8 protein-coding genes (1 of these 8 only partly in view) are annotated in these 26,133 nt (G+C 65.8%); 6 read left to right on the top strand and 2 right to left on the bottom strand.

Features of this window, described 5'->3' with window-relative positions:
• Positions 1-146: 146 nt before the first annotated feature.
• Positions 147-689 (top strand): DUF4303 domain-containing protein, encoded by a 543-nt coding sequence (locus tag ACNR9O_RS08375; RefSeq protein WP_473681617.1) that lies wholly within the window; start codon positions 147-149, stop codon positions 687-689.
• Positions 690-746: 57 nt separating this feature from the next.
• On the opposite strand, the gene ACNR9O_RS08370 is transcribed toward ACNR9O_RS08375, so the two are convergent.
• On the bottom strand, positions 747-1,196 hold the full coding sequence (locus ACNR9O_RS08370; RefSeq protein WP_473681619.1) for a nuclear transport factor 2 family protein: 450 nt from the start codon (positions 1,194-1,196) through the stop codon (positions 747-749).
• 213 nt (positions 1,197-1,409) lie between these two features.
• Between ACNR9O_RS08370 and ACNR9O_RS08365 the strand changes: the two genes are divergently transcribed.
• Complete coding sequence (locus tag ACNR9O_RS08365) at positions 1,410-1,871, top strand: hypothetical protein (protein ID WP_473681621.1); 462 nt, start codon at positions 1,410-1,412, stop codon at positions 1,869-1,871.
• An 85-nt stretch (positions 1,872-1,956) separates the two neighbouring features.
• Here the strand turns inward: ACNR9O_RS08365 and ACNR9O_RS08360 are convergent, their stop codons facing one another.
• On the bottom strand, positions 1,957-5,079 hold the full coding sequence (locus tag ACNR9O_RS08360) for a TonB-dependent receptor (RefSeq protein ID WP_473681623.1): 3,123 nt from the start codon (positions 5,077-5,079) through the stop codon (positions 1,957-1,959).
• 596 nt (positions 5,080-5,675) lie between these two features.
• Here ACNR9O_RS08360 and ACNR9O_RS08355 point away from each other — a divergent pair.
• The 4 genes from ACNR9O_RS08355 to ACNR9O_RS08340 all read left to right on the top strand — a co-directional run.
• On the top strand, positions 5,676-6,389 hold the full coding sequence (locus ACNR9O_RS08355) for a response regulator (protein ID WP_473700765.1): 714 nt from the start codon (positions 5,676-5,678) through the stop codon (positions 6,387-6,389).
• A complete protein-coding gene (locus tag ACNR9O_RS08350) occupies positions 6,374-7,537 on the top strand; it encodes an ATP-binding protein (protein ID WP_473681627.1) in 1,164 nt (387 codons plus the stop codon). The genes ACNR9O_RS08355 and ACNR9O_RS08350 overlap by 16 nt, the downstream gene beginning before the upstream one ends.
• A 413-nt stretch (positions 7,538-7,950) precedes the next feature.
• On the top strand, positions 7,951-8,832 hold the full coding sequence (locus tag ACNR9O_RS08345) for an efflux RND transporter periplasmic adaptor subunit (RefSeq protein WP_473681629.1): 882 nt from the start codon (positions 7,951-7,953) through the stop codon (positions 8,830-8,832).
• A gap of 120 nt (positions 8,833-8,952) precedes the next feature.
• Positions 8,953-26,133: the 5' end (the start) of a tandem-95 repeat protein gene (locus tag ACNR9O_RS08340; RefSeq protein WP_473681631.1), read on the top strand. The gene runs 20,859 nt beyond the window's last position; 17,181 of the gene's 38,040 nt are visible here — the first part of the coding sequence; its start codon is at positions 8,953-8,955; its stop codon lies beyond the right edge, outside the window.

Below are 26,133 nucleotides of genomic sequence, written 5' to 3'. Positions count from 1 at the left end.
AGTTATTTGTCCGTCGATGATCCAGCGATCGATGTGACGTATGCGACGTTTTCAGTGCGTTACGTGGCACGTTACGCCGTTTCATCCATGGGGTCGCTTACGCGCGCAAGTCGCTAGAATCGCACTTCCATCAACAAGGACGAGCCATGGCCCACTTCGATTTCGACCACCTCGAAGCAGCGATCGAGGCCGCTTCGCGGCAAGCCTTCGAAGAAGTCACCGCAAAGCATCCCGACGAGACGTTCAGCGCGTTCGCCCTGTACACCGACGCCGGGGCGATGACGGTGTGCCCTGCCCTGTGTACCAAGGCATTTGTCGAACGCAAGATGATCGAAGAGCCTGACGAATGGCTCCACTGCAAATACTTGCCCTCCGAATGGCCTTACGAAAGCGTGGGCGCCGACGCGGCTTTCAACGCGATCTGCGATGTCGTGCGGGAGCATGTCTTCGCGATCGGTGACGATCCCGCGGCCTTCGTGGACTTCAAGCAGCGATTGATCGCCTCATGCATCAAGGTGCAGTTGCGCCTGCGCCGGGACTTCTTTGCCGGCCGGGGTGACGATTTTCTTCTGATGGTCACGATCTCAGACGATAACGAGCCGGTGCATGTGCTGCGCGAGCGAGTCGGCGCCCTGAACGGTCCCGCGCTGGTGGAGGAGTATCGCGTGCTGAGCGAGAGCTGGGACTAGCGATGCACACCAGCTGTGCGATCGCAGGAGCAGCGATCGCCAGCTGGATGCGAGCCCTCAGGGTGTCGCATGGATCTGCGTAAAAACCACCTGCCAGCGCCCGTTGCGCTTGGCCCACACATCGACGAAGCGGCCGCGGAACGTATAGGCCTTGCCCTGGTTCTCGCCCTTGGCATCGACCATGCCGGCCAGCACCGCGCCGTCCGACCAGACCTTGCTGACCTGATCGTAGATGTCGACGGAAAGAGTCTTGTTGCCGGGCGCCGTCTGTTCGGCGATGAAGTCCGCCTTGCTGCGGTTCTTGCCGCTGGTGCCGGCCAGCGTGTAGTCGTCGGCGAGCACCCGCTCCAGCTCCGCCTTGTCGGCCTTGAACTGCGCCACATCGTAAGCCGTCGCCGCATCGGCGAGATCCTTGGGCAAGCCATGGTAGTCGCCGACCTCTTTCGCCATGGCCGACGTGGCGATCAGTGCCGCGACGCAGGCGGCATACGTAAGCGATGAGCGCATATCTCCTCCCGTAGTGTCTGCGAACGAAGCGGTCGTGAATCGGGAAAAGCCAAGGTGAACATGGAACACCCGGCGACCGCCGCAGTCCATGGGCCGGAGGTCAGCGGGCACGCCAGACCGGCTCCCCGATAGCAGGCTGACAAAAATTACCCGGCCATTTCAAATTACCCGGCGGACATCGTCGTCAGGGTATCTCCTCAGCGGGACACCCGGATGTTTCAGCCTGTCGCGGCCACTGCCGACCAAGCCCTGGACTGGGTCAACGCCGACCCCTACGCCGTGCGCTTCGCCGCCGTGGGCGCGAAAGGCGAACCGGAGGAAGCGCTTCGACTCGCCATCCGGCTGCCTGCGCCGAAGGCCGCCTCGTCCGCCGAAACATTCGTGCTGTCGCTGATGGCGGCCTCGTCCCGCCGCACGCTCTGGACGCTGCGCCGCGCGCCGACCTACTGGCGCATCGCGCCACTGGACATCCCGGTCTTCCGCCTGTGCCAGCGCACCATGGCCTCGCTGCGCATGGCGAAGGCACGCGCGGAGTGGCTGATCGCACCGCCCTTTGCCGCGGCTTCGCCGGGCTTGGCGCTGTATTTCCAGCCGGCCCCGGACGCTCCGTTCGTCATGCTGTCCAGCGCCGCGGCGTGGCTCGCGGAGGAGTCGCTGCTGTCCTGTGTCGATTGATCGGCCGGCCCGGCCAATGGCCCCTCTATGGCGGAAGCCACCGCCGTTTCCGGCGATGGCTCCCGGTCCCGCGGCAAGCTATGGCTTAGAGCGAGAAATCATATTGCGCAGAGATCCGCACGTAGCGCGGCTCGGTGTAGCCCATGATGCCGCCGTACATATTGTTCGGCCGGCCACCCAGCGAGCTGCCGTCGGGATTGTTGGCCACCACGCCGTTGACCGCCGTCTCGTTGATCGAGATCGCGCGCTGCTGGTTGAGCACGTTGAACACATCCAGCCCCAGGGCCAGCTTGTGCCCGGCAAACGCCGGACGCCACTGCGCACCGACGTCGAGGCGATATGTCCAGGGCAGCGTGCCCTTCGATCCGCGCGGCGAGATCTGGCCGTAGCAGACGTGATAGGCGCCGCTATCGCCATCCCGCCCCATGTAGCCTCCCGGATCGGTGTAGACCCCGTCGGGACCGGCGAACCAGGCGCCCAGGCAGTTCTTGGGACGACCGGAGGTCGCCGTCACCGTGCTGCTGATCAGCCATTCCGGCGTCAACTGCCAGTAGCCGAACGCACGTATCGCGTGGCGGCGATCGTTCGGCAGGTTGCCGCTGGCATAGCGCATGAACTCCGGGAAATCCCAGTCCTGCGAGGCGGCGACGTCGCCCTGCACGATGTCGGATTTGATCTGGCCCTCGGTATTGCCCCAGTTGTGCGACCACACGTAGTCCACGCGGCCGTACCAGGTGCCGTCGAACGGATGCTCCGCGTAAAGGTTCAGGGCCAGGTATTTGCGCACGGGCTTGGGCATGCCCAGGTCCTGCGCAGTCAGCTTCACGTGACGGAGCACCGGCGTGGCGCCCGGCTGCGCCACGTTCACGTCGAACTCCGCGCCACGGCCGGGGTTGAAGATCACGCCCGGGTAGTGGAGCTGATCCAGGCAATCGGCGGCGCTGCCGAAGTCCTGGTAATGGCTGGACAGGTAGGCGCAGACCGGCCGCGGATCAGAGGTATCGTCCACCTGCGATTTCAGCTGCCGATAGGTAGCGCGCGCACCGACCGTGAGCGACGGCGACAACTGCTGGTCGGCGCCGAGAATGAACTCATCCTGGTAATGCGAGCGCAGGTCCTTGATATGCGCGGTGCTGGGGTCACGTGGCTGGCCGAACTCGGCGTTCGGGGAGACCGCCGGCCCCAATGGCTTGAGATTGAGCGGGAGATCGGTCTTGGGGTCGATCCCGTCATACGTAAACCTCTGCTGGGTATTGAGCGAACCGCCCGCGCCGCGGATGGCCACGCCATTGGGCAGCGCCAGGTAATAGCGACCCGCATTGGCGTAGACCTTCAGGCTGGAATCGCCGCGCACATCCCAGCTCACGCCCAGCCGTGGCGCCCACTGGTTGCTCTGCTTCATGAACACCACGCCCGCACTGTTGTAGTTCTTGAAGCCTTCGTTGCGCACGCCCAGGTAGGCCAGCCAGCGATCCGACACCTGCCAGTGATCCTCGAGGTAATAGGCATTCTGTTCGAGCTTGTACTGACCGCCCTGCTTGTGCGTGATCAGCTGGACGGTGTTGCCGCTGCCGTAAAGCCATTGCCCGCCGTACTTGTCGGAATTCACAAAGGCCTCGCCGGCGGCACTGCGCAGGGTCTGCCGATCGATACCGCCACGCAGGTCGTGCGCGCCGAGCCGGTATTCCAGATCCAGGCGCCAACCCTTGGTCTTGTTGGTCGTGTCGTACAGCAGGTTGCCCAGGGGCTGATAGGCGTGGAAGGCGTTCTTCACCGACGCCGGCGCGCTGGGCGAAACCCGCACCATCGGATAGTCGGGGACATTGGCGAGATTCGGCTGGAAGGTCTTGCTCTCACCGTAGACCGCGGTAACGGTGAAATCGTCGGTGATGTAGCCGGTGTACTTGCCCAGGTACAGCTCGTTGTTGTTCTTGGTGCGGCCGTCGGCGCTCGCATTGTGGTTCAACGGCGTGAGCGTGGCATTGCTCCAGCCGTAGTTGCGCAACGTGCTCTGCGCGTTGTCCTGCAGCGCGGTCAGTTCCAGCAGATGGTTGTCGGTGATGTTCCAGTCGAACTTGGCGTACCACTTGGTCGCCTTGTCGTGATCTTTCTGGAAGCCGCCGTTGGCATTATTCGCGCCCGACGGCGTGAGCTGCCCGCCGGGCGTGTAGGTTGCATCACCCGAGGCCAATGTGCCCTGCTGGTCGGTCTTGGTGAATTCCGCCGCGCCGAAGAAGAACAGCCGATCCTTGATCAGCGGGCCGCCGACCCACGCCGCGTAATCGAACTGGCCGTAGGTGTTCTTGGCCCGATAGCGCCGCAGCTTGCCGTCGGAGCCGAACGGGCGATTGATGCCCTCCTCATCGGTCAGCAGGTTGCCGTTCTTGTCCCGGTGATTGAAAGGCCCGGGACCGATGGCCAGCGACTCGGCATCCGGATGATCGGGATAGTTGTAGTTGCGCGGGTCGCTGCGCAGCGAATCCGGACGCCAGAACACCGCGACGCCGCCCTTCCATTCGTTGGTGCCGCGCTTGCCCACCAGGTTGATATAGCCGCCGGTGCTGTGGCCGAACTCCGCACCCGCGCCACCGAGCAGGACCTGCTGCTGGTCGATCGCGCCGAAAGGCAGCTCGAAGAAGGTCTCGTTGTTCAACGGATTGGTGACGTTGTAGCCGTTGATCGAGTACGCGTTCTCGGAAATGCCGGAACCGCCGATGGCCAGGCCCGCATCCGGGAAGCGGTTGTCGCCCGGCACCACGCCAGGCGCCAGCAAGGCGACGGCGAGCACGTTGCGCGCTACCGGGATCTTCGCCAGCTGATCGGCGGTGAACACCGTGCGCGTATCCACCGAGGAAACATCGATGCCGGGCAGCGCCGACGCCACCACCGTGACGCCTTCGAGCGTTTTGGGACGGGTGCCGCCGAAGGAGACCTCCGAATTGCCGGCGATGGTGACGTTGATGCCCTCCCGGCTTTCGACCGGCTGCCCGTCCTTGAGCAACGTCACCTTGTAGTGGCCCACGGGAAGCGACGAGGCGCGATAGCGACCGTCGCTGTCCACGGTCACCGTGCGCGTCATGCCGTTGTCGGTGTTGTCGATCTGGACCGTGCCGCCGGCGGCGCCGGTTACTTGTCCGTAGATCGCGCCGGAGGTATTGGATTGCGCCCACGCGGCATCTGCAAAAACACATGCCAGGGCGATGGCCATCGCGGAACGCCGCAAGATGGCCCTGCGCTGCATCGAGTACATAGATCTCCCCTCGTTGAAACAAATAAAGAAAGGCGATCGGCAGCGCCGGGCCAGCCCCTGGCCCTATCCATTGGCTGCTCGATCGATAAGGGCGCGAAACGACGACCCCTAGCTATCGGACGTGCGCCGGCCATCCGATGGGCCGCTGAATTTATGGAAATTCAACATAAGCCCTTGGATGGAGATTCGATGGACGGAACGTGGAAACCGCGTGGACGGGCGATCAGGGGTGTCGCTCGCCACGGACGCCATGTACACGCCATGTTCCCGTCGAATAAGTGCGGGCAAAAAATAGGGCCGTCAGCGAGTGACGGCCCAGCGGGGAGTCGCCGATCGGGACGACGACGTGATTGTTGTTATGCGAGCGCCGGAAAAAGCGCTGCCGCATGCCGGGCGGCGAAAGCACGCTACGCGCCGGCATGGATGTGACGTGCATGTTTTATGGAGATTCGATGGAGATCCGACATGTCGATGCATGACGATGCGAATCGCTGGCGAACGCGCCTGGAATGCGTCACGATGATTTTTATCGAGATGGATCTTGTCTGCATCGAATCGAAGCTACCGTGGCAAACGCACCGCTGATTCTCATCGTGGAAGACGAGCCGGATATCGCCGACGTGCTCGACAGCTATCTGCGGCGCGACGGCTACCAGACCCAGCGCGCGCAGGACGGCGAGCGCGCCTTGCAGCTGCATCAGCAGATGAAGCCGGACCTGGTCCTGCTGGATATCCGCCTGCCCGCGCCCAACGGCATGGAGGTGCTGCGTGAAATACGCCGGACCTGGGACACGCCCGTCATCATGGTGACGGCCCTGGCCGACGACACCGACAAGCTGGTCGCCTTGCACATCGGCGCGGACGATTACGTCGTCAAGCCGTTCAACCCCGGCGAAGTCGTCGCCCGCGTCAAGGCCGTGCTGCGGCGGCAGCAGGCAGCCACCCGGCCGTCGCGCCCCATCAGCCTGGGACGCATCCAGATCGACCACGAGGCCCATCTGGCCAGCGTGATCGACGACGATGGCCAGCCGCGCCCGCTGACGCTGACCCTCACCGAATTCCGCCTGCTCGCGCACATGGGACGCAATCCCCGGCGCTGCTTCGCGCGGCAGGACCTGATCCAGGCCTGCCTGCCCGAAAGCGATGCGCTGGAACGCGTGATCGATTCGCACCTGAGCAAGCTGCGCAACAAGCTGCAGCAAGCCGGCGCCGGGTCGCTGATCGAAAGCGTGCGCGGCGTGGGTTACCGGCTATGGCCCGAATCCTGAAGCACACCTGGGTACGCCTCGGCGTCTACGTCACCCTGGTGATGGCGTTGACGGTCGTGGTGCTGCTGTCCAGCCTGTGGGCCTTGCAGGCATTGCAACTGCACGCGTTCATTGCCGGCCTGCCGGCGGACGTCCGCGCCGAAATGCAGGCACTGGGTCGTGGTGGTCATGCGCACGGCCTGCGCGCGATGCAGATCTACGATCAGTACTGGAGGGACGACCCTCTGTACGGCAACGTCACGGCGGTCGCCATCACGCTGATCATCTGCACGGCACTCGCCAGCACGGTATCGTTCCTGCTTGCACGCGCGGTCACGCGCCCCATGTCGTCCGTCGCCGACGCGGCGATGCGCATCGCCAGCGGCGACCTGGAGGCACGCGCCGATCACGTGGCGGGCACCGGCGAACTGGTCGAGCTGGTCGAGCACTTCAATCAGATGGCCGCCTCGCTCGAAGCGCTGGAGCGCGAACGCAAGGAGACCGCGGCCGCCATCGCGCACGAACTGCGCACGCCGCTGGCCATCCTGCAAGGACGCCTGCACGCGCTGTGCGACCAAGTGATCGAAGGCTCATCCAGCGAATACCAGAAGCTGCTCGGCCAGGTGGTCCATCTCGGGCGGCTGGTCGAAGATCTGCGCCAACTATCCCTGTCGGAAGCCGGCCGCCTCTCCCTGCAGTGCGTCCCGCTCGACCTGGCCATGCTGGTTGAGGATCACCTGCAGGCCTATGTCGCCCTGGCGCAGAAGCGAGGCATCCGCACCGATCTGCGCACGGCGCCGGCGATGGTGACGGCCGATCCCGATCGCGTGCGCCAGATCCTTTCCAACCTGTTCGACAACGTGCTGCGCTACGCCGCCTCCGGCGGCCTGCTGCGCGTGCGCGTCGCCAGAGACGAACGCTGGGCCATCCTGCAAGTCCGCGATGCAGGCCCCGGCGTACCCGAACGCCTCACGGCGCGATTGACGGTATCGGCCTATCGCGAGCGGATGACGCTGGCCTCGAAAGTCGATCGGCAGGCCGAAGGCTCCGGGCTCGGCCTGGCCATGGTGCGCAGCCTGGTGCAGCAGCATGGCGGCCGCCTGCGCGTGCGCAACTCGGCGAAGGCGGGTGCGGTTTTCACCATATCGCTGCCGTTGATCGCGCCGTAGCTCGCGTCGGCTCGGATGAGCGCAGCGAACCCCAACGCGGCGAGGCCATGGTACGTCTGCCGGGTTCGCCAATGGCTCACCCCAGGCTACGCCCCGCCGCTGATAAGAAAGCGCATTGCTTCAGCCTTGTCGAAGAAGCCCGCCTAACTTGGCGAATCGATGGATGTTTTATCGGAGCGCCCCGCACGACCGCCGCGCCAGATGATTTTTTTGCTTCGCGCGCGCCTGTTCAAATCGCAAGAACAACAATTCCAGATCTATCAGGGACATCTGCCGATCGAACGCTAACCGCAAGAAGTTACGCCAAAAACCCACTTGTCCCGGGCAAAACGAGCGGCTAATTTTGCGACCGCGAACACGCTTGGACGGGTCACAGGGGGTCCGTCGGCGTTCGCATCACAGGGGACAACGGAATGACTCTTCTGGCTGGGCCTCCGGGCCTTCAGCGGGCATGGAATCGCCCACGGCCGTCCCGCCCGCGCGCCCGCTTCTGCGCATGCCTCCTGCTGCTGAGCGTCGTTCCGTGCATCGCTGCCGCAGCTGACGTTGCTACTTATGACTGCCTGATCGAACCGACCCAGATGGTCGAACTCGGCGCGCCAGTGAGCGGACTGATCGATCGCGTACTGGTCAAGCGCGGCGATCGCGTGACGCGCAACCAGGTGCTCGCATCGCTGGAATCGCATGCGGAGCAGGCGGCGGCGGATCTTGCGCATTACAAGTCGCAACTTGCCGGTCCCACGCAACTGGCGCAGGGCAAGATCGAATTTTCCCAACGCAAATTCAGCCGCCGCCGCGACATGGCGGCGGAAAAGCTGATGTCCAAGCAGGACAGCGACGATGCCGAGTCGGAGCTGAAACAGGCGCAGGCGGAGCTGGTCACCGCCAAGGAAAACCGCGAGGTGGCACGCCTGGAATACGTCCAGCAGAGCAGCCAGCTGGCGCTGCGCACCATCCGCAGCCCGTTCGACGGCGTGGTGGTCGACCAGATGATGTGGCCCGGTGAAATCTTCGAGCCTGGCTCCACCAAGCACGCCATCCTCAAAGTCGCGCAGCTCAACCCGCTGCGCGTGCGCGTGGTGATGCCGATGCGCGCCTTCGGCCAGCCGGCCGCGGGCATGGAAGCCAGCATCGCGCCCGAGATCCAGCCAGGCAGGAACTACACCGCGAAGATCACCAGCGTCGACCGCATCATCGATGCGGCCAGCGGCACCTTCGTGGTGTTCATGGATCTGCCCAATCCCAAGCTCGACGTACCGTCGGGCGTGAAGTGCAAAGCCTCGCTCCAGAAGTAGCGCCCGTTTCGCGGATTCAACGGCGACGCCAGCGCGGCGCCGGCAAGCAGCACTGACCCCATTCAATCAACGTCGATCGGCCTGCCGCGCATGCGCGGCCCGGCCTGCCAAGAGGGCAACATGGAACAGTCGCACGGCAACAGCAACGGCAAGCTCGCCCCCGAAAACCTCGCCGCCGATGCGGCCGACACCGCGTCCGCCGCAACTTCGACACCGGCCATCCGCTTCGAAGCGCTGGAGCCGCGCGTGCTGCTCTCCGGCGACGTGAACCCCGCCGCCCTCTCCATTAACGGCACGCTCGATGCGCCGGGGCAGCAGAAGACCTACCAGTTCACCGTGCAGGACACCAAGCGGGTGGTGTTCGACAGCCTCACTAATCGCAGCGACATCAACTGGTCACTCACGGGACCGAACGGGTCGCTGGTCAACCACGCCCAGTTCTCCGCCGATGGTGGCGGCAACCTGCCCGCCTTCGACCTGACGGCCGGCACCTACACGCTGACCGTCAATGGCCTCAACGATGCCGTCGGCGCGTATGCGATGCGCATCATCGACGCCAGCGCGGCAGCCAACCTCACGCCGGGCACGGCGGTGTCCGACACGTTGATCCAGGGCAACGAGACCAGCGTGTACCGTTTCGACGCCACCGCCGGCCAGCAGTTCTACTTCAAGGCCGGCGGCGTCAGCGCCACCACCGGCGGCAGCGCCTATTGGCGCCTGATCGATCCGTATGGCCGCCAGGAAGGCACCGTCAACAATCTGGCATACGACCAGGGCACGTTCGCGCTCAAGAGCAGCGGCGAATACCTCCTGCTGGTCGAAGGCGCCAGCGGCAATGCCTCGCCGCTGAACTATGCGTTCAATCTCAGTCCGGTCAACGACACTCACGCAACGCTCGCGCTCGACCAGGCCACGACCGCCACCATCACGCAACCCGGGCAGACGGCCTATTACGACTTCGACCTGAGCACCGCGACGCCGGCGCTCTTCGACAGGCTGACCAGCGCCGGCTTCGAGTGGTCGTTGAACGGCCCCTACGGGCAGGTCGTTTCTCGCCATAACCCGAGTTACAGCGAGAACGCCAACCGCATGAATCTGGTGGCGGGCCATTACTCGCTGGCGATCAGCATGGACAACGGCGCGCTGGGCAGCGTGCCGTTCCGCCTGCTGACCGGTGCGTCCGCACAGCCGCTCGCGGCCAACACTGCGGTCAGCGGAAGCCTCGACTATGCGAACGGCTCGGCCATCTACAAAGTGTCGCTGTCGCAGGGGCAGAAGCTGTGCCTGAGCAGCACCTCGCCCGCCGGCGGCGCGGTGAACTGGCGCCTGCTCGATCCCTACGGCACCAACGTGGCCAGCGGCGCGCTCGGACAGGCAGGCAACGCCTATACCGCGGCAGCGAACGGCGACTACTGGCTGGTACTCGACGGCTCGGACGGCAACAGCGCGACGGCCGCGGTCAACTACGGATTCCAGCTCAATCTCGTGCCGGACATCGCCGCTTCGCTGGCCGTGGGCACCGCCGTCAACGGCAGCATCGCGCTGGCCGGCCAATCGACCGTCTACAGCTTCCACCTGGCCGCCGCCACGCAGCTGGCCTTCGATGCGCTCACCTCCCGCAACGACGTGCTGTGGTCGCTGCGCGGCCCGCGCGGACAGGAAGTGAACGGCCGCGCGATGGGCAGCTCCGACGGCTATAGCAGCAACAGCGTCATGGCGCTTCCGGCGGGCGACTACACGCTCACCGTGCAAGGCAGCGGCGCGGCCACGGGCGCCTACGCGTTCAATTTGCTGGACCTGTCCCAGGCGACGGCGGAAACCCAGGGCACGGCGTTCAGCGGCGCGCTGTCCCCAGGCAACGCGAGCACGGCATTCCGGTTCTCCGCGGCGGCCGGCGACGTGATCAACCTGCACGGCATGGGCGTGACCGGTGGCGCGGCCACCTGGCGCCTCTACGACAGTTTCGGCCGCGTGGTGGCCGGCGCCGCTTCGCTGTCGTACGACAGCGGCAATATCTCGCTGGCCCTTGGTGGCACCTATATGCTGCTGGTGGAAGGCGATCCGACCAACACCGCGGCGGTCAATTTCCAGGAACGCATCGATTTTGTCAGCAACACGGCGCCGACGCCGCTGCCGGCCGGCGATCCGCTCGCCCTCGGCAGCACCGTCGCCGGCACGCTGGCGACGTGGGACGCCACCAAGACGTATCGCTTCACGCTCACCGGCGACACGCAACTGCTGTTCGACAGCCAAAACAGCGGCAACAACGCGATCTGGACGCTGCGCGGCCCGCGCGGCACGGAGTTCAACCAGTCTTTCCTGTCCAACACCAACGACCGCGTGCTCACGCTGCCCGCGGGCGACTATGCGCTTACGGTGCAGGGCGCGCCGCAAGGCTATGGCGTCGGCAATGGTGCCTACGCATTCCGCGTGACTGACCTGGCTACCCTGCCGACACTGCAGCTGGGCCAGTCGACCGTGGCCAACCGCACGCCGGCCAATGCAACGGTGGGCTACCGCGTGCAGGCGACCGCCGGGTCCACGCTGGTGCTCAATGTCGATCGCATCACCGGCTACTACTCGCCCGCCTGGTACCTCATCGGCCCACAGGGCCAGGTGATCAATGGGCAGTCCGGCGACACCCCGGGAACGCTGTTCGCCATTCCTGCCGACGGCACCTACACCCTGATGGACACGGGGCAGTACTACGACACCTCCGGTGCTTCCAGCGACACCTTCACCCTGAGCCGGCAGGACATCACCGACGCGCCCCTGAGCTTCAACGATGCCGCGACAGGCTCGCTGACGGGCCGCCAGAGTCTCGCCAGGTACACCTTCACCGTGGATCACCCGCAGGTGCTGGTGTTCGACAGCCTCGCCGGCGCCAGCGGCATCCCGGCCAATGTGCAATGGATGGTGCGCTCGACGACGGGCACGCTCACGAGCTGGCAGCAGATGTCGTACGACACTGCATCAGGCGTGCTGTTTCCGCCCGGCCAGTACACGGTGCTCCTGCGCAACGTGCAGGACACGCCCACCAGCTTCGGCTTCCGCCTGCTCGATCGCAATGTCGCCCAGGATCTGAGCGTGGGCACCGCCACGCAGACCACGCTCGCCAGCGACAAGACCAGCATCTACCGCTTCAATGCCAGCGCCGGCGATCACCTGTATTTCGCCGCGGACCGCCGCAACGTCAACTTCAATGCGAACTGGCAGCTGTTCGGGCCGCAAGGCACCGTGGTCGCGCAGGGCTCGGCCTACAACTACTACGACACCAGCGACATTCTCGCGGCGTACTCGGGCGAATACCTGCTCGTGTTCTCGCCCATGCAGAACTACTACAACCCGCCGCTTACGCAGTCGCTCAACTTCACGCTGGGCAAGCGCAGCACCGTATCCGCGCCGCTGACCCTGGGCAGCGACATCGCCGGCACCATCACCCAGCCGGGCCAGACCATCTCCTACAGCTTCACGCTCGACGCGCCCGGCACACTGCTGATGAACACGCCGCTGGCGCAGTCCAACCTGCAATGGAGCCTGGTCGGTCCGCGCGGGCAGGAAGCCTCGCAGCGCAGCTTCGGCAACAGCTACAGCAATCTGCTGTCGCTGCCGGTGGGTACGTACGTCCTGACCGTGGCCTATTCGGATCTGTCGACCGGCAACTTCCATTTCGGCCTGATCGATACAGGGTCGATGGCCACGTTGAACGCCGACACGGCAACCACCGCCCCGGTCTACCAGAACGGCCAGTCCACGCCCTACGCCTTCACCGTGGGCGCCGACGGCGACTACACCATGGAAGCGCCGCCCGGGCAGCAGTACTCCCGCTGGTCCCTGCAGAACGTGCAGGGCAACGTGGTGGCCAACGGCGACAGCGCCAACATGGCAGTCGATCCGTTCCACCTGATGGCCGGCACCTACGTGCTGACCTGGTACAACCCCTACTCCGGCCAGCCCGACAACAGCTGCAACTTCACCCTTCGCCACGTGGTCACCACGGCGCTATCCATGACGCCAGGCACGCCGGTGATCGGCAATGTGGACGCGATCGCGCGGCGCTACGAATACGACTTCGACCTCGCCGCGCCAACGCAGGTGCTGTTCGACGCGCTCAGCAATCGCGCGGATATCGACTGGCAACTGGTCGGCCCCACCGGGCAGATCGTCAACCGCCAGTCGCTGACCCAGGCCGAGAACGCGTCCGGCAACCCGCTGATCGCGCTGCTCGCCGCCGGCCATTACCGCCTGACCGTGGTGCCTGAGGGTGCCGCCACCGGCGCCTATGCCTTCAATCTGCTGGACCTGGGCGCGATCGGCGCGCTGCCCACCGGCAACGGCCAGGCCCTGCACATGGACACCGGCAGCGCGTCGGCGGCCTATGCCGTGCAGGCGCACGCAGGCGATTACCTGAAGCTGCACGTGCAGGCGCCGCAAGGCGGCGTGGTGCGCGTGCGCGTTCTCGATGCCAATGGCAACGTGATCCTGCCCTCGTCCCCGTTGGCGGGCGGTGCCGATGTTGCCGTGAAGCTGCCTGGTGACGGCCGCTACACGCTGCTGTTCGATGGCGACATCGCCAACACCTCGCCGGTCGACCTGAGCTACGACGCCAACGTCATCACCCCGGTCGCCGTGGCACTGGCCCCGGGCGTCGACGCCCAGGGCAGCCTCGCCATCACCGGCGTGCCCGATATCTATACGTTCTCGGCCACGGCGCCGGCGATGTTCGTGGTGGACGGCCTGGCCGGCAGCGCGGGCTGGCTCGTGCGCGATGCCAGCGGTGCGGTAGTGCAGTCGGGCCAGCTCGGCGTGGCCGCGCCGGTGCGCCTTGGCCCGGGCACCTACACTTTGGAGATCCGCGCGGCCGACAGCAGCGCATTGGGCGCGTACGGCGTGCGCATCGTCGATGCCGCCACCGCCACGGAGTTGCCGCTGGGCCAGGCCACGCCGGTGTCCGTCACCGATGGCCACGCCCTGATCTATCACGTCGCCGCGACCCTCGATCAAGCCTCACTGAGCCTGCAGGTGGACACCGCAGCGGCGGCCGGCGCCATCGTGCGCGTGTTCGATGCGGCCGGGCAGCTGGTGCTGTCCACCCAGGGCGCGATGGCGTCGAGCGTGGTCGCAGCCAGCGTGCGCGCCGGTGTCGGTCGCTACATCGTGATCGACGGCAATGCACCGGCCAGCTTCACCCTGACGCCGAGCGAAGCCGCGGCGCCGCCGCCGGCTCTGCTGGGCTGGGGCGCCACGCTGACCGGCTCGTTCGCACTTGCCGGCGACGTGGCCAGCTATCGCCTCGCGATGAACTTCACGCAAGCGATGAGCTTCAACGAACTGCTGCACGACCTGGGTTCGCAGGGCATCCATTGGCGCATCGTCCGCGCCGACAGCGGCGACAACGCGCCGTGGCAGGACCAGAACAGCAGCTATTACGACAGCCTGCCCCAGGCCGGCGACTACATCCTGAGCATCGAGGCCACGGCCAACAACGCCAGTTATGCGCTGCAGACCCTCGATACCGCCGCCGCGTCCGTGCTCGGCGCACCGGTGCAAGGTTCGATGGCCACCGGCCAGGGTGCGGCACTGTATCGCTACGAACTGTCGTCGCCGAGCGCGTTGCGCGTGCTGCTCGACGCGCAGGGCGCCACCGATTTCGACTGGGCCTTGTTCGATGCGCAAGGCCATCGCGTCGCCGATGCCGGCAGCGCAACCAGCAGCACCGACACGCCGATCCTCATCGCCGGCACGTACACTCTGATGGTCGAGCACGGCAGCCTCGCCGCTGGCGCGACCTTCGGCTTGAGCGTACAGATCCTGCCGCTTCCCACCCTGTCCTTCGACGACCACTTCAGCGGCACGCTAGGCTCGACCGCCACGGTCGTGGGTTATCGCTTCGACCTGACGGCGCGCACGGTTCTCCAACTGCACAATCTTGGCGCGACACCGGGCGTGCAGTGGGCCATCGTGCCAGTCGGGGAGACGCCGAACTGGTACAACGTCGCCACCGAAAGCGCGGGCCAGAACGACCCGGAGAACGGCTACCCCGCAACCCGTGCCTACGATGCCGGCAGCTACCAGCTGTGGATCCGCAGCACCAACGACGGCGGGCAGTTCGCGTTCCAGTTGCTCAACGCCGCGCTCGCGCCGGACCTGGGCGCCACGGACACCCAGGGCACGCTCGCCGATGGCAGTTCCGCCACGATGCTGCGCCTGACGGTGCCCGCGGCCTCGGCTTATCACCTGTCGTTCGGCGTGCAGAACGTCGGCGACGTCTGCTGGAGCCTGCTCGATCAGAACGGCAACCTCGCCGCCCAAGGCATCGATGCCGGCAACGCCGATGTCGACACCTTGCCGGCTGGCACCTACACCCTGGTGCTCAAGGCGGTCAGCGGCAACGCGAGCCCGGTCACCTACGACATCACCACCGCCACGTTCACGCCGCCGGTGGTCCAGCCTGGCGACGTCGTACTGGGGACGCTCGGCAACGATCCGAGCAAGGCGCAGAGCTATCGGCTGAACCTCGCCGCCGACACAACGCTGCTGCTGAGCGAACTGGACGCGCAGCGCAATGTGAACATCGAGTTCTACCTCGACGGGCGCTACTACAACCCGCCGCGCAGCGGCGATCGCTACATGCTGCAGGCCGGCATGTACGACATCCGCGTCAGCGGCTGGCGTGCCGGTGCCGGCTATCAGTTCATGCTGGTGGACGCCGGCACTGCGCAAGCCTTGACGACCGGCAGTCCGCTCCAAGGCCAGCTGCCATCCGCGCAGTCGACCGCCACCTTCCGCTTCACCGGCGACGGCCATACGCCGCTGACGCTGTCGACGGGCAGCGATGCCTTGAGCTGGCTGGTCTACGACGGCGGCGGCAATCTGGTCGCCTCGCAGGTCAACGGCGACAGCCCGACGCAAATCTGGCCGACAGACCATTACACGCTGGTGCTCTATCGCACCGCAGCCGGCACCGACATCGTCAACTACAGCGCCGCGGTCACCGTCGCCACCGTGCCGACCAGCGCGCTGGTCGTGGGCCAGCAGCAGGACGCCACGCTGCTGGCTGCCAACGGCTACCTGGCCGACTTCACCTTCAGTACCGCGACCGCGGGACGCTACATGCTGGTGGCGCCGACCAGCGGCGGCGACGGCATCTCCTACACCATCACCGATGCGCAGGGCCATATCTGGGCCGAAAGCAACTTCGGCAACAGCAACAACGCCGTTCTGCAACTTCCGGCAGGCAGCTTTACCTTGCACCTGCTGAAGCCGGCGGGTTTCAACCACGGTGGCGGTGGCGGCGAGTCGGCCGCGATGGCCATGGCCGTGGTCGACAGCGGCACTGATGCCGCACCGTCCATCGATGCCGCCTTCACGCTGATCGACCTCGACGGGGGTCCCAATCTCTCGGCCGGCCATACCGCCTCGCTCAGCCTCACCAGCTACCAGGACGTGCAGACCGCAAGCATCACCGCCGGCGCTGGCGACGTGCTCAATCTGAACGCGCTGACGGCGGCGAGCGGCAACGCCTCATCGCAAGCGTTCTGGTACATCCTCGATCCGAACAACAACGAGATCGCAGGCAGCTGGTTCAACCAGACTGGCGGCACGCAGTCGATCACGTTCAGTCAGGGCGGGCATTACGTCCTGGTGGTGCTCAATGCCAACCCGGCGTTGACCGCCACCTTCACCACGACGCTGGTCAGCCAGGGCAGCCAGCCGGTGGTCACGCCCGAAGCGCTGGTGCTAGGCCAGGACTATGCCGTGCCGTTCAGCGGCACCGATCAGCACATCTACACCTTCCATCTCGACGGCACCTCTCTGCTCGGCCTGCGCGGCCACAGCGATGGCTATGGTGTGAACTGGGTGCTGCGCAACGCGGCAGGCCAATGGCTCAGCGGCGGCCTCTATCCCGGCGATGGCCAGTTCAGCAGCACGGTACTTGGCGCGGGCGACTACACGCTGGAACTGACGGCTTCGGTCGACGGCACAGTCAATGTCGACTTCAGCGTCCTCACCCAGGCCAGCGCAAACGTCGCGCAGGATGCGGTCGATGTACCCAGCACGCAGGGCATCTATGCCCTTCACGTGCAGGCCGGCAAGGATTACTTCATTACCGGCCAGTCGTATGTCAACTACACGATCTATCGCGCCGATCTCACCACACTGACCAGCGGCACGCTCTACAACTCGGACAACATCATCGTCCAGCACGCCGACAGCGATGAGATCTGGTACATCGTCGCGTCCGGCGGCAACGGGCCCACCGACTCCATACTTCACGTCGCCGCAGCAGCTCCGATCACCCTGGATCAGGAAACCAAGGCGGCCATGCCCGCCAGCGGCGGCACGCGCGTGTATTCGCTCACGGTCGACCAGCCGCAGCTGGTGTACATCCAGATGCCGGTGCAGGGCGGCATGCAGGCCACGCTCAGTGGCCCCGGCGTGCAGAACCTGAACCTCAGCAACGGCTACCAGGTGGTGTACCTGGCGGCCGGCACGTATCGCGTCACGGTGGTCGGTTACAACCAGGGCGGCGAAAGCATGACCGCTGCCCCGGACGTGCCGTACAGCCTGCTCTTCAACACCATGACCAGCGCGCCGGTCATCACCGCGGACACTGCACTCTCGGTCGAACTCGACCCGGGCCAGGCCAAAGCCTTCCAGTTCACCGCGCAGGCCGGCCAGCGCCTGTATTTCCTGCCTCAGGACGGCGTACCCACCAGCGGCCACTGGACGCTGTACGACGCCCAGGGCAACCAGCTGTACAGCGACGCCTCCGATGCGCAGGACAGCCTGCCCGCTTTCTCCGACGACGGCACCTATTTCCTGCTGTGGTCGTCGAACGACTCGGCGCCGGCCACCTACAACTACACCCTCGGCAGCACCGCCCCGCAGCCCACCGGCAGCGTATCGCTGGAACAGCCGCTGCTGCTCGACACCACCGGCCCGGCGAGCACGCACGTCTACACGTTCACGCTGAGCCAGGACGCCCGCGTCCTCATCAACGCGCTGAACAACAGCGGTGACGGCTTCAGCTGGCAACTCACCCAGCTCGACGCATGGTTCGGCGGCGGCTACTTCAGCTCGGGCAACTTCAATCCGTCCGCTGTCCAGCTCCAGGCGGGCACCTATGAACTGAGCGTGCGCGCCCAGGGCGGCGACGCCAGCCACCTGTCGCTGCTGCTCAGCGACATTACGCAGGCGCCGGTGGCGCCCATCAATCAGCCGGTCTCGGCGAGCCTCGCCCCAGGCCAGCAGCTGGTCTACGCCATCGACGGCACCGGTCAGCAGATCCATCTCACGCCGCCCGCCGGCAGCACGCTGAGCGGCGCGTGGACGATCCTCGATCTCAACGGCAACCGGTACGCCAGCGGCTCGCTGGCCGACGCCGGCGATTTCTATTTGCAGAACGGCCGCTACCTGCTGGTGTGGAACGCCGATGCGGCCGCCGATACCACGCCGGTGCCGATCCAGTTCGCGCTCGGCACGGCGACGAATCAGCTCCCGTTCGAGATCGGCAGCTGGCTGTCGCCGCAGCAGAACGTCCCCTACGACTTCCACCTGGACCAGACCACGCGCCTGATGTTCGACGCCGGCTTCATCGCGTCCGGCGGCTATGTGAACTACCAGATCACCCAGTACGGCAAAGTGGTGTACAGCAGTACCGCCAACGCCAATACCGCATCCGGCAACAATATCTTCCAGCTCGAACCGGGCGACTACCAGCTGGTGCTCGGGTACGCGCCGTACGGCTACGCCAACATGAGCGTGCGCCTGCTCGACCTGAGCCAGGCGGTCGCCGTGGACAACGGCGCGTCCATCACAGACAGCGCCACGCCCGGCTCCGCCAATCTCTATGCGTTCGACGCGATCCAGGGCGACACGGTATCGCTGGCGACGACCGACACCGCCTCGACGTGGACGCTCTACGACGCCTTCGGCCGGCAGCTGCAGCAGATCGCCGCGGGCAGTTCACTCAACAACCTTCCACGCACCGGTCGTTACTACCTGCTGCGCGACACCTCCGCCGACACCGTCGGAACGGCGCAGCCATTCACCTTCACGCTGAATGTCTCGCACACCTTGCCGACCCTCACCGTCGGCCAGGTCACCACGGCCGCCATGCAGAACGGCTCGGCAGCCTTCCAGCTGCAAGTCGGCCAGGCCACCAGCCTGTGGTTCGCCAGCGCCGCCACCGGCGACCCCTACGTCAGGATCGACCTGTACGACAGCCAGGGCACCCTGCTCTATTCGTTCAATCCGGACCAGGCGAACCGCGCTCTGGTGCTGCCGGGCGCCGGCACGTACACGCTGCGCCTGACCGATCTGAACGGGTCGACGTACGCGCGCAACTTCAACTTCGTGCTGAGCGATCTGGCCACCGCGCCGGCAGTCACGGCGGATACGGTGGTCACCGGTGGTGTCGACATGACGGTCGGCATGCAGGCCTACCACTTCGATGTCGCGCAGGCGGGCACCTTCTCCTTCACCAATCTCAGCAACAGCTACACCACCTCTTATCTGCGCTGGCACCTGGTCTCCGTCTACGGCAACGTCGTCGCCAGCGGCGTTCTCAATACGACGGTCGGCGGACTGGTGCTGCCTGCCGGCAGCTACACGCTGGTGATCGACCAGCCGGGTTATTACCTCAACGGCACGTTCGGCTACAGCTTTGCGCTGGATACCCAGCCCACGACCCTGCCTCTCAATACGGTCGTCACCGGCAGCTTGCCCGCGGCAGGCGTGCCGTTGCACTACAGCCTGCACGTCGGCGCGAGCGGCGTGTACACCTTCGACAGTCTCGGCGCCGCCAGCGGCGCCAGCTGGCGACTGGATGGACCCGGCGGCACGCGCGTATTCGATACCGCCCTCAACAACGGCGGCTATTACGACAACTACTACGTATATGACTTCAGCGGCCTGCTGGCCGCCGGCGATTACGAGCTGACGGTCTACAACGTCACCTCGTCCGCGGCACCATTCACGTTCCGCGTGCTCGACGCGTCCGAGGCGCCGCTGGTGACAGCCGATACGCCGGTCAGCACCACCATCGACAAGCCTGGCGGCATGCAGCTGTTCCGCTTCAATGCGCAGGCCGGTACGCACTACTTCCTGGACGCGCTGCTCGGCCAGAGTTCGCCCAACTATGGCTACGTGCCGCAGTGGACGCTGCTCGACCCGCTCGGCCGCGCGGTGTTCAACTCGCAATCCGCCGGCTCGATCGGCTCGGTGTGGGATAGCACGCAGGGCACCTGGCTCTACCAGTTCAACGGCACCGGCATCGATCTGGGCACGCTGGCCGAATCGGGCCAGTACACGCTCGTCCTCGGCATGCCGAACAACAATTTCGGCGCACCGGCGAACATCCGCTTCAGTGTGGTCACGGTGCCTGTTGCGCCGCCGGTGATCCTGGACACGCTGGTCGTCAACCCGGCGCCCGACCTCACCGTCACCAGCGTCGCGATCAGCCCGTCCGGCACCTTGCAGACCGGGCAGACCATCGACGTGCAGTGGGTGGTCGCCAACCAGGGCATCCTGCCCACCAGCGGCAGCTGGAACGATCGCATCGTGGTGCGCAACAGTGCCACCGGCGTCATCCTCGCCGACATCACGGTGCCGTATGACGCCAGCGATGCGGCCAATGGCAACATCGCCAACGGCGACGCGCGCACGCGCCACCAGCAGATCCGCCTGCCGGACGGCTCGTATGCCGCCGGTGACGTCACCATCACGGTGATCACCGACGCCGACAACGTCGTCAAGGAAAGCAACAGCAGCGGCACAGCCGAAAGCAACAACGTCGCTACTGCGCACGTCACGGTGCAACTGGCGCCGTATGCCGATCTGACCGTGCAGAACCTCACGCTGCAACCGGCCAGCGCATTCCAGCCGGGCCAGACGGTCAACGTCAGCTGGATCACGAGCAACCAGGGCAACGTCAGCGTCGCGCAGGCCTGGAGCGAAACGCTTGAAGTGCGCAACCTGTCTACCGGCACGGTCGTCGCCACGGTGGTGGTGCGCGACACGCTCGACCAGGGTGCGCTCGCCGCCGGCGCCAGCCGCCAGCGCAACACCAGCTTCACCTGGCCTGACGGCGTGGACGCCTCCGGCAACTTCGCCATCCGCGTCATCGCCGACAGCCTCGGCGAGATTCCCGAATCGAATGCGCAGGGCACCGGCGAGAGCAACAACGTCGCCGAGATCGACCAGGCGGTGGGCCCGGACATGCTGGTGAAGAACCTGCAGGTCACCAGCCCTGCCGTGCAGGCTGGCGGCCTGGTCACTATCACCTGGGAGGACTGGAACCAGGGCGCCAGCGCGACCGGCACCGCGTTCAACGATCGCATCACGATCAAGCGCGCCGACTCGAACCTGGTCCTGCTCGACACCAGCGTGGTCTACGATCCGCTTGCCCTGACCAACGGCCAGGCCAACGGCGCCATCGGTCCCGGCGGCCATCGCCTGCGCAGCTTCACCTTCCGCCTGCCCGATGGCCTCAAGGGCACCGGCAACATCAACATCACGGTCACTACCGACCAGAACGCCGCCGGCATTGGCGTGCTGTACGAAACCAACCTCACCCACGACGCGGAGACCAACAACAGCGCCGCGACGGTGGTGGTTTCCGCCGCCGTGCCATATGCCGACCTGCGCGTGGACAGCGTGAACGTGCCGCCGGCCGGCATCGGCGGACAGCCGGTCACGGTGAACTGGACGGTTGCCAATCATGGCCAGGCCGCCACCAGCGACGCGTGGAACGACGTCATCGTGGTCAGCACCGATGCCATCATCGGCAACGGCGACGACATCATCATCGGCACCGTGCGTCACACCGGCGCCCTGGGCGTGGGCCAGAGCTACACGCAAAGCGCGTCGGTCAACCTGCCCTACCTGCCCGACGGGCATTACTACATCGCCGTGCGCAGCGATGCCGACGGCGAAGTGCTCGAACCCGATACCCGCGGCAACAACGCCAGCGCCGGCCAGCCGATCAACGTCGCAGCGGCCTACGCCGACCTCGGCGTCGTCGCGGTCACCGCCCCGACCACCGCCCTCAGCGGCGAGAACGTCAACGTCAGCTGGACGGTCAACAACACCGGCAACGCGCCGACCAACCTCGCCTTGTGGAACGATCGCGTGGTGCTGTCGCGCACCGGCGTGCCCTCGGCGGACGATATCGTGCTGGCCGGCTCGGTCACGCACGCCGGCGTGCTGGCCAATGGCGACAGCTACACCGCCAACGCCACGCTGACCCTGCCGCGCGACCTGGTGGGCGACTACTACATCCTGGTCTACACCAACCTCAACAACACGGTGGTCGAGAACGGCCATACCGGCAACAACACCGGCGCGACGGCCGTCGCGCTGCACATCACCCTGGCGCCCTCGGCCAATCTCACCGTGAGCGACGTCAGCGGCCCGGCCACGCTGCGCCCGGGCGACACGGCGAGCGTGAGCTACACCGCGCACAACCTCGGCACCGGCGACGCCACCGGCGTGTGGCGCGACCGCGTATATCTGGACGACGGCCAGGGCCATCAGATCGAAGTGGCCAATCAGTTCTTCACCGACGGCCTGGCCGCCGGCGCCAGCGCCGCGCGCACGATCAGCTTCACCCTGCCGCCGGGTTTCACCGAAGGTAGCTACACCTTCGTGGTGCGCACCGACACCGACAACACCGTGTACGAGCGCGATGGCGAGAACGACAACAGCGCCTCGGCCGCGACGCCCGTCGTGGTCGCGCGGCCGGACCTGGCCGTCAGCAAGGTCAGCGGCCCCGGCCTGGTGTTGTCCGGCAGCACGCTGCACGTGCAGTGGAGCGTCACCAACAGCGGCGGCGTGGCCACCGGCAGCTGGCTCGACCAGGTGTTCCTGTCGCATAACGGCACGCTGACCAAGGTCGCCGAGCTGGCGCATGCCGGCCCGCTGGCGACCAATGGCAGTTACGACGCCTTTGCCGACATCCAGCTGCCGCTGGACGCGAACGGCGCTTACGAAATCGTCGTGGTAACCGACGCCGGCAGCGCGATCGACGACCACAGCCGCGCCAACAACACCGCACAGCAGGATCTCACCGTGCAATTGGCGCCCTACGCCGATCTTGCGGTGAGCGCCGTGCAGGCGCCGCCCACACTGATCGCCGACCCGGCCACCATCGACGTGCACTGGACGGTGACCAACAACGGCACTGGCGCCGGCATCACCTCGCAGTGGGTGGACCGCGTGATCCTGTCCACCGACGGCGTGCTCGGCAATGGCGACGACCGCGTCATCGGCGAGGTCGCACACAACGGCGCACTGGCCGCAGGAGCCAGCTACGACGGCGCGCTCAGCGTGATGCTGCCGCCAGGCACCACTGGCCGCTACAAGCTGTTCGTAGTCACCGATGCCACGCACCAGGTGTTCGAGAACGGCAACACCGCCGACGACACCGCCCTGCTTGGCCACAACGTCGACGTGATGCCCAAGCCGTATGCGGATCTGCAGGTGCAATCCGTCCTCGCGCAGGGCACGCCGGTCAGCGGCCAGCCGCTGACGGTGACCTGGACGGTGAGCAACCAGGGCATCGGCATCACCGATACCTCCGAGTGGACGGATCAAGTGTGGCTGAGCACTAATCCGGACGGCTCCGGCGTGATCGCGCAGTTCGGTAGCGCCAGCCACATCGGCCAGCTGGCGGTGAATGGCAGCTACACCGCGAGCCTCAATATCACCCTGCCCAACGGCCTATCGGGCAACTACTACCTCAACGTGCGCACCGGCGGGCCGTTCGAATTCGTCTACGGCGACAACGACGTCGGCCACAGCGTGGCCGTGCCGGTCACGCTGGCACCCTCGCCGGATCTGATCGTGCAATCGGCGGCCATCGCGCCGGCCTCGCCAGACAGCCAGGCGGCAGACGGCAGCCTGCTCGAAGGCACGCTCGCCGACGTGACCTGGACGGTGAGCAACCAGGGCCAGGCCGATGCGATCGGTCCCTGGGTGGACACCGTCAAGCTGGTGCCGACCAGCGGAAGCGGCGCGCCCATTGTGCTGGGCAGCTTCACCTACGACCGCCCGCTCGGGGCGGGCCTGAGCTATACCCGCACCGAACAGTTGCGCCTGCCCGCGAAGATCGAAGGGCTATATCGCCTGGAGATCGTCACCAACGCCAACTTCGGCAGCAACAACGGCGCGCAGGTGTACGAGTATGGCGCCGCCGGCAGCAACAATGTGCTGATCGCCAGCAACCCGACAGCGGTCGCACTGCAACCGCGCCCCGACCTGCAGGTGAGCGCGATCACCATCCCCGACCACGTCACCGCAGGCACCAACGTCGGCATCCAGTACACCGTCACCAACCTGGGCTCCGTGCCCGCCAGCGGCCACTGGCGCGACAAGGTCTACCTGTCGCATGACGGCATACTCAGCGGCGACGACCAACTGGTCGGCGTCTTCGACAACGGCAGCGCGCTGGCGCCGACCGAAAGCTATTCCAACGTCACCGGCAGCATCAGCATCCCGATCCGCTTCCCCGGCGATGCGTACCTGATCGTGGTGGCCGACGGCGACAACAACGTCGACGAGTACCCCAACGACAACAACAACTATAAGGCGGTGCGCTTCTACATCGACCCGGTGCCGTTCTCCGACCTGGTCACCAGCGATGTCGTCGCACCCGACCAGGCCGTGCACGGCGCCACCATCGACGTGCGCTACAAGGTCAGCAATCTCGGCGCCGCCACCACGCGCGGCGCGACCGCGGACGTCAACAGCTGGACCGATACCGTGTGGCTGGCCAAGGACCCGAAACGCCCGGGCGCCAGCAAGGGTGACGTGCTGCTCGCTTCGATGGTGCATACCGGCAACCTCGCCATCGGCGAGGACTATCTGGGCGATATGCAGGTCACCATTCCGGACGGCACACTCAGCGGCCAGTACTACATCACTGTCTGGACCAATACCTACGAAACCATCCTGGAAGATACGCTGGCGCAAAACGTCAATGGGGATGACTCGACGCAGTTCAACAACAACGACTACAAAGGTCGCAAGATCAGCGTGCTGGGCATCACCCCGCCCGATCTGGTGGTAACCCAGATCAATGCGCCGACTACCATCGACGCCGGCGGCCCGGTCAGCTTCAGCTACACCGTGCAGAATCAGGGCGACCTGTTCACCGGTGGCTGGACCGACACCATCTACGTGGCCGACAACGCGGACCTGAGCAAGGCCACGCGCGTGTGGACCATCGGCAGCTACACGCAGAACCGCACGCTCAACAACGGCGAGAAGTACACGGTCAATCAGACCGTGCAGCTGGCACCGGACATCACCGGCAGCTACATCATCGTCAAGACCGACGCGCTCAATCAGGTGCGTGAGCTCAACGAGAGCAACAACAACACGCCGTACGCGGCGGCGGTCATCCCGCACCCGGCCGACCTGCAAGTGACCGCGGTGCAGGTGCAGCCGCAGAACTACTCCGGCGAGCTGACCCCGATCAGCTGGACGGTCACCAACTTCGGCCAGTCCGTGTGGCCGGGCACGGTCAGCTGGCAGGACTCGGTGTTCATCAGCACCGACCCGACCTTCATCCCCAGCCGCGCCATCGCGCTGGGCCGGTTCGAACACCAGAACACCAACGGCCTCGCAGCCGGCGCCAGCTACACCACCACGGTCAACGTGGCGTTGCCGCCGGGTACCAACGGGCGCTACTACATCTACGTCATCACTGACAGCGCCCGCCCGGACAGCAACGGCCTGCCGCCACGCGCCGCCGACGAAATCCTCAGCGGCGGGGACAACAGCTGGCCGCTCAACCTTTACGCAACCTCGGTCTACGAAGGCAGCGCCAATAACAACAACGTCGGCAGCAGTCCGCTGGACATCACCTACCGCGAAGCCGACCTGCAGATCGACAGTATCCAGGTCTCCAACCCGGCGCCGAAGTCCGGCGACCAGATCACCGTCACCTGGGTGGTGACCAACCGCGGCAATCGCGCCACGCGGGTCAGTTCGTGGAACGACGGCGTGTACCTCTCGAACGATACGTCGCTCGATCCGACCGATTACCCGCTGGTGGAAGGCTCGCTCTACGACAACCCGGGCCGCGTGAAAGCCGTCTCCCTGGTCGACGCCGACGGCAAGCCGCGCTTCCTGCAGCCGGGCGAGTCGTACACGATGTCCGCCACGTTCCACCTGCCGCAGTCGATCAGCGGCAACTACAACATCATCGTCAAGGCCGACACTTCCACCATCAAAGACTGGTACTACAGCGAGCCAAGCTCGATCCGCGATGGCCTGGATGTGGTCACCGGCAGC

The organism is Dyella sp. CR10 (assembly GCF_055814425.1).
The sequence above is the reverse complement of the archived record's forward strand: the minus strand, read 5'-3'. Positions and strand labels throughout refer to the sequence as shown.

Coding starts and splice junctions, on each gene's coding strand:
- ACNR9O_RS08375 (WP_473681617.1), top strand. CDS start 147: ATGGCCCACTTCGATTTCGACCACCTCGAAGCAGCGATCGAGGCCGCT.
- ACNR9O_RS08350 (WP_473681627.1), top strand. CDS start 6,374: ATGGCCCGAATCCTGAAGCACACCTGGGTACGCCTCGGCGTCTACGTC.
- ACNR9O_RS08360 (WP_473681623.1), bottom strand. CDS start 5,079: ATGGCCATCGCCCTGGCATGTGTTTTTGCAGATGCCGCGTGGGCGCAA.
- ACNR9O_RS08370 (WP_473681619.1), bottom strand. CDS start 1,196: ATGCGCTCATCGCTTACGTATGCCGCCTGCGTCGCGGCACTGATCGCC.
- ACNR9O_RS08345 (WP_473681629.1), top strand. CDS start 7,951: ATGACTCTTCTGGCTGGGCCTCCGGGCCTTCAGCGGGCATGGAATCGC.
- ACNR9O_RS08365 (WP_473681621.1), top strand. CDS start 1,410: ATGTTTCAGCCTGTCGCGGCCACTGCCGACCAAGCCCTGGACTGGGTC.